At 64.5% G+C, this 14,239-nt stretch carries 11 protein-coding genes; 4 read left to right on the top strand and 7 right to left on the bottom strand.

What is annotated here, in order from left to right:
• Window positions 1–720: 720 nt before the first annotated feature.
• Entirely contained in the window at window positions 721–1,500 is a 780-nt protein-coding gene (locus tag OIK40_RS02885) for a SapC family protein (RefSeq protein WP_273676029.1), read from the bottom strand.
• A gap of 88 nt (window positions 1,501–1,588) precedes the next feature.
• Window positions 1,589–3,043, bottom strand: a complete 1,455-nt coding sequence (locus OIK40_RS02880; RefSeq protein ID WP_273676028.1) for an FAD-binding oxidoreductase — start codon at window positions 3,041–3,043, stop codon at window positions 1,589–1,591.
• 159 nt (window positions 3,044–3,202) lie between these two features.
• Between OIK40_RS02880 and OIK40_RS02875 the strand changes: the two genes are divergently transcribed.
• The 3 genes from OIK40_RS02875 to OIK40_RS02865 all read left to right on the top strand — a co-directional run bounded on the left by OIK40_RS02875 (window position 3,203) and on the right by OIK40_RS02865 (window position 6,195).
• A complete protein-coding gene (locus OIK40_RS02875) occupies window positions 3,203–3,766 on the top strand; it encodes a hypothetical protein (protein WP_273676027.1) in 564 nt (187 codons plus the stop codon).
• 144 nt (window positions 3,767–3,910) lie between these two features.
• Entirely contained in the window at window positions 3,911–5,302 is a 1,392-nt protein-coding gene (locus tag OIK40_RS02870; RefSeq protein WP_273676026.1) for a DEAD/DEAH box helicase, read from the top strand.
• Between the two features lie 68 nt (window positions 5,303–5,370).
• A complete protein-coding gene (locus OIK40_RS02865) occupies window positions 5,371–6,195 on the top strand; it encodes a sterol desaturase family protein (RefSeq protein ID WP_273676025.1) in 825 nt (274 codons plus the stop codon).
• On the opposite strand, the gene OIK40_RS02860 is transcribed toward OIK40_RS02865, so the two are convergent.
• From OIK40_RS02860 to OIK40_RS02845, 4 genes are all read right to left on the bottom strand, one after another.
• Entirely contained in the window at window positions 6,192–8,498 is a 2,307-nt protein-coding gene (locus tag OIK40_RS02860; protein ID WP_273676024.1) for an ATP-dependent helicase, read from the bottom strand. The two genes, OIK40_RS02865 and OIK40_RS02860, sit on opposite strands and share 4 nt — an antisense overlap.
• 73 nt (window positions 8,499–8,571) lie before the next feature.
• A complete protein-coding gene (gene rsmD / locus OIK40_RS02855) occupies window positions 8,572–9,126 on the bottom strand; it encodes a 16S rRNA (guanine(966)-N(2))-methyltransferase RsmD (protein ID WP_273676023.1) in 555 nt (184 codons plus the stop codon).
• On the bottom strand, window positions 9,123–9,926 hold the full coding sequence (locus OIK40_RS02850; RefSeq protein WP_273676022.1) for a pseudouridine synthase: 804 nt from the start codon (window positions 9,924–9,926) through the stop codon (window positions 9,123–9,125). The genes rsmD and OIK40_RS02850 overlap by 4 nt, the downstream gene beginning before the upstream one ends.
• A gap of 46 nt (window positions 9,927–9,972) precedes the next feature.
• A complete protein-coding gene (locus OIK40_RS02845) occupies window positions 9,973–11,133 on the bottom strand; it encodes an aromatic ring-hydroxylating oxygenase subunit alpha (protein WP_273676021.1) in 1,161 nt (386 codons plus the stop codon).
• 87 nt (window positions 11,134–11,220) lie between these two features.
• Here OIK40_RS02845 and OIK40_RS02840 point away from each other — a divergent pair, with 87 nt between their 5' ends.
• Window positions 11,221–12,933: an AmpG family muropeptide MFS transporter gene (locus OIK40_RS02840; RefSeq protein ID WP_273676020.1), complete on the top strand. Its 1,713-nt coding sequence runs from the start codon at window positions 11,221–11,223 to the stop codon at window positions 12,931–12,933.
• On the opposite strand, the gene OIK40_RS02835 is transcribed toward OIK40_RS02840, so the two are convergent.
• On the bottom strand, window positions 12,930–14,231 hold the full coding sequence (locus tag OIK40_RS02835) for a bifunctional folylpolyglutamate synthase/dihydrofolate synthase (RefSeq protein ID WP_273676018.1): 1,302 nt from the start codon (window positions 14,229–14,231) through the stop codon (window positions 12,930–12,932). The two genes, OIK40_RS02840 and OIK40_RS02835, sit on opposite strands and share 4 nt — an antisense overlap.
• Between the last annotated feature and the right edge of the window lie 8 nt (window positions 14,232–14,239).

The raw sequence follows: 14,239 nt of genomic DNA, 5'->3' as shown, positions 1-14,239 counted from the left end.
ATCTCCGCTTCACGCAGCTTGCCGATGATCTCTTCCGGCCTGTGCTTCCTTGCCATTCCATTCCTCCTTCGTGACCAATTCTAAAATAGAAATTGGGCCACTCAGAAGGGGGCAGATCATACGCGTTCGATGAGGTAACTATGGCACGTCTGGATGAAATTGCCGAGGGCCTCGCGACACTGCTTGGAAGCCAGCCCCGACCAGAGCCCCTCGGAGTTGACCTCATCGGAGAGTCTCCTGCTGACACCACCATCTTGGTCCGAGCTGTCATCGATGCCTGCGAGCGACGGGGCCGTCCAATTTACATGGTGCATGTAAGTTCTGACCTTGGAAAAGGCCTGTCACGACAATTGGAGGACACCAATGGTAGATACCAAGGGGTCTACGTGAAGCTCGACCCTGAGCTTCAGGGCCGAGTTGAGTTCTTTCGATACCAGCCTCTGGCCAATCAGAGTTAGCATGTCGAAGTGAGAGCCAACCCTGTGGTCAGATCTCCATCTTTTGGTGATGATCACTATACCCCCCCCTTCGCGTGAGGGGGATGCGCAAGGGGTGGCCTAGGTTCAGGGGAATTGCGCTTGTATCAGCGCCTTATCGACAGGCGCATGAGGGATCGCCCTGCCGACGCTGCGCATATGGAAAGCGGGCGGCCCCTTTTCAAGCAGAGCCGCCCGCCAGAATTTTCCGTCTCTCCCCACCTTGCGCGGCGGAGGAAAGCAATCAGTTCACCGCAGCCGGTGCCACGGGCATCTTGCCCAGCGCAATCTGGCGTTCGAACAGTGTGCGCATCAGGTTGAGCGAGAACAGGTGGGCGTGGATCAGGATCAGCATACCGTTCTTATTCAGCGCATCGAGCGTGTCGAGCGGCAGTTCGCGCAGCTTGTTTTCGTCAACCATGCGGAAGCCACGATAGACGAACGGCTTTTCGGGCTGGTCGTTGCGGGTGATCGAGATTTCGCCGTCCATCAGCACGTCGAGCTTCTGCAGCTCGTCCATGAACGCCTTGGTGCGCTGGCCCGATTCTTCGAAGCGGCGGCAGAATTCGAGCACGCCCTGGGTGTATTCGGTCGGCTCGGCCTTGTCGTTGAACAGGGCGAGGCCTTCGTCACGCTTGCCGATGATGCCGACGGTCGGATCGAAGCACAGCGACAGATCCTCTGCCTCCGGACGCAGCTTCGCGAGCATGAAGGGATAACGACGCACATAGGCCGGGACATAGACGGCGCTGGTCAGCTTGTTGTCGTCGCCCATGAAGGTGTTGACGCCTTCGTTCAGCCCGAACAGCGCGATCGGCAGCGGGTTGTCGCCGGCGGTGAACACGATCGGGAAGTGGCGCTGGGCGTCGATGAACTCGTCGCTGGTCAGCGGCACGGCATGGGTCTGGGCGAGAAACGCGGCGTCCTCCATCGTGCCAACCTTCCAGTCGGCGTGATCGCGGCTGTTGAGCGGCAGGAGGTCCTTGTAGAAAAGCGGAAGTTGCGGTTGCGGCGCGCTGGCCATGAATTCGTCTCCGAGAAAATCAGTTATGGGTGATCCCTGCGGCAGGATCCCCCCGCCGGACGAGGGCGGCCTGTAAGCGTTTGCGGACCTAGGCGCAAGCCGCAGGGGACGCGATCACCAGCTTGCCAGGATTGAGCAACCCGAGCGGGTCGAGCGCCAGCTTCACGCTGCGCATCATCGACAGCGCCACCGGATCGTGCAGGCGGGCGAGTTCGGGCACCTTCATTTGCCCGATCCCGTGTTCGGCGCTGATCGACCCGCCCCATTCGCACACCAGATCGTAAACCCGTGCGCTGACGTCCTTTCCGGCGCTCTCCTCCCACTCTCCGCGCACGGAACCGGGGGGCGCAAGGACGTGGAAATGCACATTTCCGTCTCCGAGATGACCGAAAGCCACCGCGCGGGTGCCGTGGAAGGTCGCCTCGATTGCGGGACTGGCAGCAAGGATGAATTCGGGCATCCGTTCGACCGGTACCGATATGTCGTGCTGCATCGCAGGGCCTATCGCGCGTTCGGCGGCGGAGATCGAATCCCGCAGCAGCCAGAAATCCTCGGCCTGCCTTTCGTTTGCGGCAATGACCGCGTCTTCGAACATGCCCGCCTCGAGCGCGGCGGCGAGGCTCGTTTCGAACCGCTCGCGCAGGGCGGCGCTGTCGGCGCCGGCCGAAACGCATTCGATCAGCGCGTTCCACTTGTGACGGCCCGCCAGCGGCGAACGGGCGTCGGGAAGGTGCGCAAGGACACTGTCGAGGCAATGCGCCGGCACCACCTCGAAGCCTTCCAGTGCCTCTCCCATGTCGCGCTCGACATGTCGCAGCAGCGTGCGCGCCTCGACGATGCCATCCAGTCCGATCCAGGCTGTCACCCGCCCGATGGGTGCGGGCAAAAGGCGCAGGCAGGCGGCGGTGACGATCCCGAGTGTGCCTTCCGAACCGATCAGCAACTGCTTGAGATCGAAGCCGCGATTATCCTTCTTGAGCGGGACGAGACCATTGAACACCGAACCGTCGGCCAGCACCGCCTCCAGTCCCAGCACCTGCCCGCGCATGGTGCCGTGGCGCAGCACCTGCGTGCCACCTGCATTGGTCGCAACCAGCCCGCCGATGGTGGCCGATCCCTTGCCGCCCAGCGTCAGCGGGAAACGCATCCCAGCATCTTCCGCCGCATCGTGGAGGTGCTGGAGAATGACGCCTGCCTCGGCCACGACCTGTCCGGATTCGGGCGAGAGGCTGCGGATAGCGTCCATCCGCCGCAGGCTCAGCAGCAGTGCGGTTCCCGTCTCGTCGGGGGTCGCGCCGCCCGCCATGCCGCTGTTGCCGCCTTGCGGCACGATAGGCACGCGGTGCCTTGCGCAGAGCTTCACCAGTGCGGCGACCTCGTCGGTGGAGGCGGGCGACGCCATGGCCAGCGCGCGTCCGGTGTAACGCCCGCGCCAGTCTGTCAGCCACGCATCCATCCGTTCCGGATCGGTGGTCAGCCCGCGCGGGCCGAGCAGATCGGCGGCTTCATCGAGAAAGGCGGTCGTTGCGGAGAGCGTATTCATTGTTGCGCACATGCCACAGTCTGCCGCAAATGCGCCAGAGGTTTTGCATCGGACTGCCCGTCAGTTAAGCCACGGTTCAATTGCATTTGTTAGGCGTGACATCGCTCGCACCTGCGCGTTCAGGGCCTCTGCACCTTCGAGGAGAAACCTTCGCCCGCCATGCATAGCCTGTTCACCCTGACAGCGCCTCTGGCGATGATTCTGCCGTTTACGGCGGGGGTGGGCGTGCGGGCGGTGGATGATCCGGCGGCGCCTTCCGCCCCGCAATGCGCAGCATCGGCGATGGAGGATGCGCCGCGCATCAACCCGCTTTCGGCGCTCCGCGGGCAGCAGAGCGCACGCCAGATCCGGATCGAGCAGCGCGTCGTGGTACGCATCGCGCCGCAGCCGCCGGCCGCGCGGCAGAACATGCTGGCGCAGCTTCCTCAACGTGCGATCGCGCCCCGCTTTGAAGAGGCGCGCAAGGAAAAATGCGTGCCGCTGGAAGGGATTGCCGGTGTCCAGACCGGTAGCGGCAATCGGCTTGTGCTGTTTCTGCGCGATCAGCGGATGATATCGGTCAATCTCGAAAAATCGTGCCGTGCGCGCGACTTTTATTCCGGCTTCTACGTCGAAAAGAACAAGGACGGGCGGCTGTGCGTTGATCGCGACAAGCTCCAGTCGCGCACCGGTATGCGGTGCGAGGTGGAAGCGATGCGCCAGCTCGTCGAAGTGCGCGAGTGATTCTCCGGCACAGGACGCACGCGATTCCTTGACTTTTGCCCCCGGTTGAGAGAAACGCCCGCGAGCCTGATTGCACCGTTTGCGCGGCCAAAGGCAGTAATCCCGGCAGCATTCCTGCCCGCCTATCCGGACACCACAAAACGCATGACCTTCGCCGATCTCGGCCTTTCGCCCGAATTGCTCAAAGCCGTGGAGGACGCGGGCTACACCCAGCCGACCGCGATCCAAGCCCAGGCCATCCCGACCGTGCTGATGATGAGGGATCTCATCGGCATCGCCCAGACGGGCACGGGCAAGACCGCGAGCTTCGTGCTCCCCATGATCGACGTGATGGCCGCCGGCCGCCGCCGCGCTCTAATGCCGCGCTCGCTGATCCTCGAACCGACCCGCGAACTCGCAGCGCAGGTGGCCGAGAACTTCGAGAAATACGGCAAGAACCACGATCTGAAGATGGCGCTGCTGATTGGCGGCGTGCAGATGGGTGACCAGTTGAAGGCGCTCGATGAAGGCGTCGACGTGTTGATCGCGACACCCGGCCGCCTGATGGACCTGTTCGAGCGCGGCAAGATCCTGCTCAACGGCTGCGAGCTGCTCGTCATCGACGAGGCCGATCGGATGCTCGACATGGGCTTCATTCCCGATATCGAGTTCATCTGCTCCAAGCTGCCCGAAACCCGCCAGACCATGCTGTTTTCGGCCACCATGCCGCCGCCGATCGAAAAGCTGGCCAAGAAGTTCCTGACCAATCCCAAGCGGATCGAGGTCAGCCGCGCGGCTTCGACCAATGCCGACATCACCGCCTTCAAGGTGCCGGTCAAAAGCCGCGCCAAGCGCGAGACGCTGCGCTGGTTCCTCGAAAACGACCTGGTCGAGACCGCCATCATCTTCGCCAACAAGAAGACCACGGTGCGCGAGCTCAACCAGAGCTTAAAACGCCATGGTTTCCGGTCGAGCGAGATTCACGGCGACATGGACCAAACCAGCCGTCTGCAGGAACTGGAACGCTTCAAGAGCGGCGAGGTCAACATCCTCGTCGCCTCCGACGTCGCCGCGCGCGGGCTGGACATCAAGGGCGTGTCCCACGTCTTCAATTTCGACACGCCGTGGCACCCTGACGATTACGTCCACCGCATTGGCCGCACCGGCCGTGCCGGAGCCAAGGGACGCGCATTTACCTTCGTTTCTGAGGAAGACGCCGAAGCGATTGGCAATGTCGAGAAGCTGACCGGCAGCGAAATCAAGGTGTTCGGCAAGGACGACGTGCGGGTCGATCTGAGCGAAGTCATCGCCCGCGCAGAGGCCGCCAAGACCGAGCAGCCCCGCGAGGAACGTCCCGAACGCAAGCCGCGCCGTGCGCGGGAAGAAAGCGAAGAGCGTGCCCCCCATGACGAGCGGCCGAAGAAGCCGCGTCGCGAGCGCGAGGAACGTGAAGAGCGCCAGCCTCGCGCGCGCCGATACAACGAGGACGCAGAGCCTGTTCCCGCAGGCGAATGGAACGGCCCGCGTCCGGCTTTCCTCGATATCGGCTTCGGCTGAACCGTCTCCGCGTCGCGCGCCCTGCGGGCTTAACGGTTTCTTGGCGCTTCGGGCGCTAAGGCAGCGGGGTGTGGGACAATTTTCTCGAAGCGGCACGCGCACTCTTAACCGGGATGATCCCGGTCGCCGTGGTGTTCGGCCTGCTCGCGTTGGTGATGAAACGCCGCGCGGTTCTTGCCGGGCTTAAACGCGCCCGCAACGAGATCGTCACCAATCTATACCTCTTGCTGGTCAATGCGCTGGTGGTGGCCCCTTTGCTGGCTGTGCCGTTGATGACGGGGCATGATCTGGTGCCGCGTAACACCGCGCTCGTCGCCTTGTGGGATGAAATTCCGGTCGGCCTGTCGCTCATCGCTGCAATCGTTGTGATCGACTTTGCGGCCTATTGGCGCCACCGCGCCGAACATTCGCGCAGCGTGTGGCCGATCCATGCGACCCATCACGCAGACGAAGCGATGAACTGGCTCAGCCTGCATCGCAAGCACCCGCTTGGCGCCGCGCTTAGCATGGCGGTCGACACGGTTCCGGTGTTGCTGCTGGGATTGCCCTTCTGGGCCATCGCCGCCGCGCTGGTCCTGCGCACGTGGTGGGGCTATTTCGTGCATGCCGATGTGCCCTGGACGCTGGGGCCGGTGGGCAAAGTGCTGATCTCGCCCGCGGCGCATCGCCTGCACCACATCCGCGACGAGGAGTTGATGGGGTTCAATTACGGCAACACCATCACGCTGTGGGACAAGCTGTTCGGCACCTATGTCGATCCGGCGCCCTATCTCGACTGCGAAACGGGTATCGCCGAAGGCACGCGCGATTTTATCGGGGAACTCGCCCGCCCGTTCGAAGCGCGTTACCGTCCGGGTAAGGGCAAGCCGGTCGGCAATCAGCCCGCGCTTTAACCCACCACCTTCACGAAGCTGTCGAGCACGCGCTTTTCGCCCGCATCCTCGAACAGGATGGTGAGTTTGTTGCCTTCCTGATCGATCACGCAGCCGGTACCAAACTTGTCGTGGGTGACCATCGCCCCGATTGCGATGTCGCTGCGCGCTGGGGCGGCGAAGCTCGCCGCTGACCGGGTATTTTCGCGCACTCGCGCAGGTTTCGTCTCGTAACCCGATGTCAGCGCGCGTTGCCAGCCGGGGCCGCGGGTCTGGGCCTTGGCCGGATGATCGCGCGCGACATGGGCGAAGGGGTCTTCCTGCTCGCTCCAGTTGGCGCGCCACAGCGATGCCCCGCCGGTGAGCGTGGTTTCCTGATCGATATGTTCTTGTGGCAATTCCTCGATAAAGCGCGAGGGGATGCTGCTGGTCCATTGCCCATAGATGCGGCGGTTGGCGGCGTGGAGAATCGTGCAGCGCCGCCGTGCGCGGGTGATCGCGACATAGGCGAGGCGGCGTTCCTCCTCGAGGCTGGCAAGCCCGCCTTCGTCGATCGCACGCTGCGAGGGGAACACGCCTTCCTCCCAGCCGACGCAGAAGACATTGTCGAACTCCAGCCCCTTGGCGGCGTGGATCGTCATGATTGTCACCCGCTCGCCCTCGTCGGCGCGGTCATTGTCCATCACCAGGCTGACATGTTCGAGGAAATCGCCGAGGCTCTCGTAATCCTCCATCGCACGGGCGAGTTCGGAGAGGTTTTCCGCGCGCCCCGCGCTTTCGGGCGAACGGTCGGCGGAAAGCATGGCGTTATAGCCCGATTCTTCCATCACCAGCCTGAGCAGGTCCGCCGGGGTGAGCCGTTCGGCCTCCTCGCGCCAGTGCAGGAATTGTCGCATCAACCCGCCGATGGTTGCGGCCGCGCGCTTGGGCAATTCGTCGCTATCGGCCAGTTGCAAGGCGGCCGCGGCGAGCGGCAGGCCGGTGCGGCGCGCGTGGCTGTGCATCGCCTCAAGCGCCTTGGCGCCAAGCCCGCGCTTGGGCTGGTTATGGATACGCTCGAAAGCGAGATCGTCCTGCGGCTGCGCGATCAGGCGCAGATAGGCCAGCGCGTCGCGGATCTCGGCGCGTTCGTAGAAGCGGAAACCGCCGATGATGCGGTAGTTCACGCCGATCTGGATGAAGCGGTCTTCGAACTCGCGGGTCTGGTATTGTGCGCGCACAAGGATGGCGACCTGATCCAGCGGTGCGCCTTCGCGCTCCAGCCGTTCGATCGCCTCACCCACGCGGCGTGCTTCCTCGGGCGCGTCCCACACGCCGATGACCTTGACCTTGTCGCCGCCGTTCACCTCGGTCCACAGCGTCTTGTCGTGACGCTGGCTGTTTTCGCGGATCAGGCCCGAAGCCGCGCCGAGGATGTGCGGGGTTGAGCGGTAATTCTGTTCCAGCCGGATCACCTGCGCGCCGGGAAAATCCTTTTCAAACCGCAGGATGTTGGCGACTTCCGCCCCGCGCCAGGAATAGATCGACTGGTCGTCATCCCCCACTACGCAGATGTTCTTGTGCGCTTGCGCCAGCAGGCGCAGCCACAGGTACTGCACCGCGTTGGTGTCCTGATATTCGTCCACCATGATGTAGCGGAAGCGGCGCTGGTAATCGGTGAGGATATCGGGATGGTCGCGCAGGATGTTCAGCATGTGCAGCATTAAATCGCCGAAATCGCAGGCGTTGAGTTGCTTCAGCCGCTCCTGATACCGGCCATAAAGGGCCACGCCGCGTCCATTGGCATAGGCCTCATTCTCCACTGCATCGAGATCCTCCGGGTTGAGCCCGCGGTTCTTCCAACGATCGATCAGGCCGGCGAGCTGGCGCGCGGGCCAGCGTTTCTCGTCCAGTTCGGCCTCGGTGATCAGCTGCTTCAGCAGGCGGATCTGATCGTCGGTATCGATGATGGTGTAATTGTGCTGCAGCCCCACCAGTTCGGCATGGCGGCGCAGCATCTTGGCGCAGATCGAATGGAAGGTTCCGAGCCACGGCAGCCCCTCCGCCTGCGGGCCGAGATGGTGCGCCACCCGTTCCCGCATCTCGCGCGCGGCCTTGTTGGTGAAGGTGACGCAGAGAATCTGGCTGGGATAGGCGCGTCCCGTCGCCACAAGGTGCGCGAGGCGCGAGGTGAGCGCCGCCGTCTTGCCGGTGCCCGCACCCGCCAGCATCAGCACCGGGCCTTCCGTGGCCAGCACGGCAGCGCGCTGGGGCGGGTTCAATCGCGCCGCGTAAGCGGGAATCGCATCGCTTCCGGGCGCAGGGGAGGGCAGATTGCTGCTCATTGTCTCATGCGAACAGGTAGGGAACAATTGCCGTGCGGGCAAGCCGCTTGGACGCGCTTGTCGACCGCGCGTCTCAGCTTTCCGGCGCGGCGAGGCGCATGAGGTGCAGCTTGCCCTTGCCGACCTTGCGCGTCGTGTCGGTTTCCAGGCCCTTGATCGCAACATCCTCGTTGAAAGCCGTTTCCAGCGCGATCCAGGTTTGCGGCCCGATCCAGCCGAGCCGCAGCAGCCGGTCGAGCGCGACTTCGCCCGCGCCCGAGTGATAGGGCGGATCGGCAAGGATCAGGTCGAGCGGCGCATTCGCTGCCCGCAAGCCCATTACCGATCCGGCCTCGACCCGCGAACGGGTTTGTGCGCCAAGCGCGGCGATATTGCTGCGGATCGCATCGAGCGCCCCGCGATCCTGTTCGACGAACAGGCAGTGCGCCGCCCCGCGCGACAATGCCTCCAGCCCAAGCGCGCCCGAGCCTGCAAACAGGTCCGCGACCTGCAATCCCTCGAAACTGCCCAGCCGGCTGGTGAGCATGGCAAACAGCGTTTCTCGCGCGCGGTCGGCAGTCGGGCGTGTGGCGTCGCCCTTGGGCGCGACCAGCTTGCGCCCGCGCCATTCGCCCGCAACGATCCTCACTTGCGCGGCCTCCTCGGCCCGCCGCCAGCGTTACCCTTGGCCAGATCGGCAAGAAAGCGTTCGACCGGCTTGCCCCGCAATTCCACCGCCTGTCCGCGCGGCAGATCGCCGAGGTTGAAGGGGCCATAGCCGACGCGGATCAGGCGGTTCACCTTCAGACCAAGATGTTCGAGCACGCGCCGAACCTCGCGGTTCTTGCCTTCGGTGATGGTCATTTCGATCCACAGGTTGCGGCCCGAGCTGCGTTCGAGATTTGCATCGATCGAGCCATAGCGCACGCCGTCAATCTCCACGCCTTCGATCAGGTCTTCGAGCTGGCTTTGCGCCACTTCGCCGAATGCGCGCGCGCGATAGGTGCGCGGAATGCCGCTGGCGGGCAGTTCGAGCTTGCGCTTCACCTCGCCGTCATTGGTGAGCAGCAGCAGGCCCTCGGTGTTGAGGTCGAGCCGCCCGACCGGCATGACCCGTCCGGCATTTTTCGGCAGGGCGTTGCGCAGCGCGGTGTAGATCGTCGGCCGGCCCGCCGGATCGCGCTCGGCCGTGATCAGGCCGGCGGGCTTGTGGAAGGCGAACAGCCGGGTCGGTTCGGCTGCGGTCACGGGTTTGCCATCGACCGTTACGCCCTTCAGGTCGGGCAGGATCGTGGCCGGGGTTTCCAGCACCTTGCCATCGAGCGCGACGCGCCCTTCGGCAATCATCCGCTCGACCTCGCGGCGGCTGGCGACGCCGGCGCGGGCGAGCAGCTTGGCGATACGGTCGCCCTCGGGACGGCTTTCGGAGCGGGGAGGCTGGGTGGGCATGATCCCGCCCTTAGGTTCCTGCCCGCGCCTTAGCAATGGGGCGGGCTTAGTTCGCTTCCCTCAGGGCCTCGCTCACGATCTGGTCAAAGCGCGCGATTCCGCCTTCAAGCGTGCCTAGCGTAACATGGGTGACCGCGCCCGAGGAAAGCCCCTGCTGGCCCAGTTCGGCGGCGCGGAAATCCTCCGATGCGAATACGCCGCCATCGAGCAGTTTCCAGCTGCGTTCCCAGTGATCGCGCGCCTTGTCGGTGGCGGGGGCTTCGGGAATGAGCATGAAATCCTCGACCAGCGTCAGGTCGTGTGCCTGCGGCATAAGCACCATCACGTTCACGTAATCGGGGCTGGGCACGATGATCGTGGCAGGAAGCAGCTGGTAGGCGAACGTGACGACACGGCGCAGTGCGGCCATATCGGTGAGGTCTACCCTCTCCATCTCCTCCAGCCGCCCCACGGCAGAGCGCTGGTGCGGCCCGATCTGGTCGCCCGCAGTGATCCCGTCCTTGAAGAACGGGCCGATGGTGGCGGCGTGCAGCCGGGTGACGTGGTAGCTTTCAAGGAAGGCGTCCATGATCAGCTTCCAGTTGCCGCGCACGGTATGCAGCTTGCGCCGGAACAGATGCGCTTGCGGTAAGCCGAATGCATCGAGATCGCTGCCCAATTTTTCGGCATCACCGAAATCGGCACCATCCTTCCGCGCGAACCATATCAGCCCGCCTGCCTCGAAAGTGGGCAGTTCGACGAGGCCGTAATCCGCCTTGTCCAGACCCGGAAAAGTCTCTGGCCGGGGCAGAGCCATCAGCCCGCCATCGAGTCGGTAGGTCCATGCATGGTAGGGGCAGACGAGCCGCTTGGTGCATTGCACCTCGTTCCCTTCGACCAACCGCGTGCCGCGGTGGCGGCAGACATTGAGGAAGACATGCGCGCGACCGTCATTGTCGCGGGTGATAAGCAGCGGGCGTCCGGTGGCATCGTGCGGCACCGCCATGCCGGGTTCCGGAAGCAGCGCGGACGGCGCGATCACCTGCGGCAGGCGATCGAACAGCGCCGCCTTCTCGCGCGCGAAGTGATCGGGGCAGGTGTAATTCGAGGCGGGCACCGTCTGCACGCTGCCTGCGACCTTGGCCCGGCCTTCACGGATTGCCTCGGCCAAGGCCAACTGGCCGGGGGTAGGGCGCAAAGTGGGCATATCTGTTGTTGCGGCGTTCATCGCTCTTTTCTCATCCTCTCATCCGCGCCTAGTGTGGCATGAAACCGGGCCGGAGCAAATCTCCGCGCCACCAGAATGGGATCATCGATGGCAGACGCCGCCCCCGAACACCGAACGCGCCTGTCGCGCTGGCTGAAGCTGATGGCATCGCTGCGCCATCCCAAGACCGGCTATGTGCTGTTGTTCGGCTTTGCGAGCGGGCTGCCTTATGCCTTGCTGCTGGGCACGCTCTATGCGTGGCTGACCGAGGCCGAGGTCGATGTCGAGACGATGGGTGTGTTCTCGCTGGTCGGCCTTGCCTATGCCTTCAAATTCCTGTGGTCGCCTGCACTTGACCGGATCGACCTGCCGGGGATGCGGCGGCTGGGGAAGCGAAAGCAGTGGATCGTCACCGCGCAATTGCTGCTCGGGGCGATTCTGGTGATCCTGTCGCTGCTCAACCCGCTGACTTCGCTTGGCCTATTCTCGCTGCTCGCGGGGATCGGCGCCTTCGCCAGCGCCACGCAGGATGTGGTGATTGATGCCTGGCGCGTCGATGTTGCGGATGAGGTGGCGACGATCGACATCCTCTCGACCGTGTTCCAGATGGGCTACCGCGTCGCCGCGCTGGTGGGCGGAGCGCTGGCGCTGTTCATGGCCGAGCGGCTGGGCTGGCCGACGGTCTATGCGAGCATGGGCGGGATATTGCTGTTTGTCGGCTTCCTCGGCCTGTTCGCGCCGGATGCCGAACGCAGCGCCGCTGCGCTGGAGAGCGAGCGCGCCAACCTTCAGACCCTGCGCCAGCCCGGCCAGATCGAACCGCGCATTCGTGCCTGGGCGCTGGGTGCGGTGGCAGTGTTGTGGGGCTGGGCGCTCGTGACGGTGGTGGTGTTCATGGTCCGCTCGCTCACTGCGACCCCCGAAACGCGGCCCGATTCCACCGAGTTCGTCAGCACCATGGGACCGCTAGTTGTGATTGCCACCGTGGTTATTCCCGGGCTGATCGCCGGTTGGCTGGAAAGCATGCGCAAGCAGGGGCGGCATGTTGTGCGCGAGGCGGTGCCGTCGTCCGGCGCGCTCGATCTCGCGCTCGATCATGGCTACCGCGCGCTGATCCTGCCGCTGGCGGAGATCATCGGGCGGCTGAAATGGGCAGCGGTGCTGGTGATCGCGCTGGTGCTGTCCTACCGCATTACCGACGCGATCTGGGGCAGTTTCGCCTACCCGTTCTATCTGGGCGAGCTGCAATATACCAAGGACGAGGTGGCGATTGCCTCCAAGTTTTTCGGGGTCGGCGCTCTGCTGGTGGGGCTGGCGCTCGGCGGTACGCTGCTGACGGTTATCGGCCGCATGACCACGCTGACGCTGGGCGCGGTGATCGCGGCGCTGACCAACCTGCTCTATGCCGATCTCGCCATTGGCGGCGCGCGCATGCAGGCAGCGAGCGACATCATCGGCTTCACCTGGCTTGCCGGACTGTTCGGCGCGGATGATCGCATGGCGCGTTTGATGCTGACCATCGGGATGGAGAACATCGCGGTCGGCATCGCGGGAGCGGCGTTTGTCGCCTACCTCTCCAGCGTGGTCGCCAAGGGGTATAGCGCGGTGCAATATGCGCTGCTGTCCTCGCTGACGATGCTGGTGGGAACGCTGGGTCGACCGGCGCTGGGCCAGATGATCGAGGAGCGCGGCTATTACGACGTGTTCCTGCTGACCACCGCGATCGGCGGGTTCGCGGTGGTGCTGTGCGTGATCGAGTGGATGCGGCAGGCAAAATCGGGCCGGGAGGAAAACGCGCCGCCGCCGGAGCCGGAGATCTAGTCCGGCAGTTCGTCGTTCAATCGCAGCACCTCGCCCGCGAGGTAGAGCGAGCCGGCGATCAGTACCGGCAAACCGTCGTCCGGAATTATTGCCACCGCGGCCTGCACATCGGATGCGGGGCTAGCCTTTAGGCCGAATGCACTTGCGGGGTGCCAATCGTGCCCTGGCACCGGTACGGCGGTGATGCTGGCCAGAGCCGGGCCGAGCGGTCCAATCAGCGCCGCCGGATCCTTCCCATCGATCATCCCGATGATCAGATGCAGACGCTGGCCTGCAAAATGCGCGCCCAGCATCGCACCCGCCTGCGGATTGTGACCGCCATCGAGCCAGACCTCGCGACCTCCCGCGAGTGGGCCGGGTGAGAGGCGCTGCATCCGCGCAGGCCAGCGGGCCTGCCGCAAACCTGCCGCAACCCCTGCCTGAGTAATTGCCAGCGCCGATTGATGGCGCAGCATGGCGATGGCAAGCCCGGCATTGGCGATCTGGTGCGCGCCGGGCAGGGCCGGCGGGGGCAAGTCGAGTATGCCTTTGTCGTCACGATAGGTAAGCCGATCGCCGCTGGTTTCGATGCGGTAGGCCGTTCCTTCAAACAGGGCTGCAGTCTCCGCACGCCCGGCCTGCGCGCTGATCGCGCCCCGTTCGAGCGGGGTATGGGCGAGGCTGAGCAGCGGCACGTTCTTCTTGGCGATCCCGGCCTTCTCGAAAGCGATACGCGCCATCGGCTCTTGCGGCACGCCCTCTTCCGGCGCGAGCAGGAAGCGTTCGTGATCGAGGCCGAGCGCGGCGATCCCGCAGGCAGCGAGGGCCTCGGGCTCCAGCACGTTGGTCGCATCGAAACGCCCGCCCATGCCGACTTCGACCACACAGGCGTCTGCCGGGGTTCGCGAGAAGGCAAGGAAGGCGGCGGCGATGGTGACTTCGAAGAAACTCGGGCCAAGGTCTTCACCCGCATCGAGCACCTCGGCCAGCACGGCGGCCAGTTCCGCGTCGGAGATCAGCTCGCCTGCGAGGCGGATGCGCTCGTTATAACGCACCAGATGGGGCGAGGTGGTGACGTGGACCTTGTAACCTTCAGCCTCCAGCATCGCGCGCAGGAAGGCGCAGGTCGAACCCTTGCCGTTGGTGCCCGCGACATGAAATACCGGCGGCAGCTTGCGGTGCGGGTTGCCAAGCCGATCAAGCAGCGTGCGGATGGTGTCGAGGCCGAGCCGCCCCTGTGGAACACTCAGGGCGCTCAGCCGGTCAAGCTGCGCCTGAACGCGTGGGTCGTCCGACCGGCCGAAATCGAGCGGCTTCACGGCAAGTT

This window comes from Erythrobacter fulvus (genome assembly GCF_028595285.1).
GTDB classification, from domain to species: Bacteria; Pseudomonadota; Alphaproteobacteria; order Sphingomonadales; family Sphingomonadaceae; genus Erythrobacter; species Erythrobacter fulvus.
Note: the sequence above shows the minus strand (reverse complement) of the source record. Positions and strands in the feature narration are given on the sequence as shown.

What these genes read in the sequence shown, in the direction of transcription:
- OIK40_RS02880 (WP_273676028.1), bottom strand. Translation starts at nt 3,043, where the DNA reads ATGAATACGCTCTCCGCAACGACCGCCTTTCTCGATGAAGCCGCCGAT.
- OIK40_RS02845 (WP_273676021.1), bottom strand. Translation starts at nt 11,133, where the DNA reads ATGAACGCCGCAACAACAGATATGCCCACTTTGCGCCCTACCCCCGGC.
- OIK40_RS02850 (WP_273676022.1), bottom strand. Translation starts at nt 9,926, where the DNA reads ATGCCCACCCAGCCTCCCCGCTCCGAAAGCCGTCCCGAGGGCGACCGT.
- OIK40_RS02885 (WP_273676029.1), bottom strand. Translation starts at nt 1,500, where the DNA reads ATGGCCAGCGCGCCGCAACCGCAACTTCCGCTTTTCTACAAGGACCTC.
- OIK40_RS02875 (WP_273676027.1), top strand. Translation starts at nt 3,203, where the DNA reads ATGCATAGCCTGTTCACCCTGACAGCGCCTCTGGCGATGATTCTGCCG.
- OIK40_RS02860 (WP_273676024.1), bottom strand. Translation starts at nt 8,498, where the DNA reads ATGAGCAGCAATCTGCCCTCCCCTGCGCCCGGAAGCGATGCGATTCCC.
- OIK40_RS02840 (WP_273676020.1), top strand. Translation starts at nt 11,221, where the DNA reads ATGGCAGACGCCGCCCCCGAACACCGAACGCGCCTGTCGCGCTGGCTG.
- OIK40_RS02870 (WP_273676026.1), top strand. Translation starts at nt 3,911, where the DNA reads ATGACCTTCGCCGATCTCGGCCTTTCGCCCGAATTGCTCAAAGCCGTG.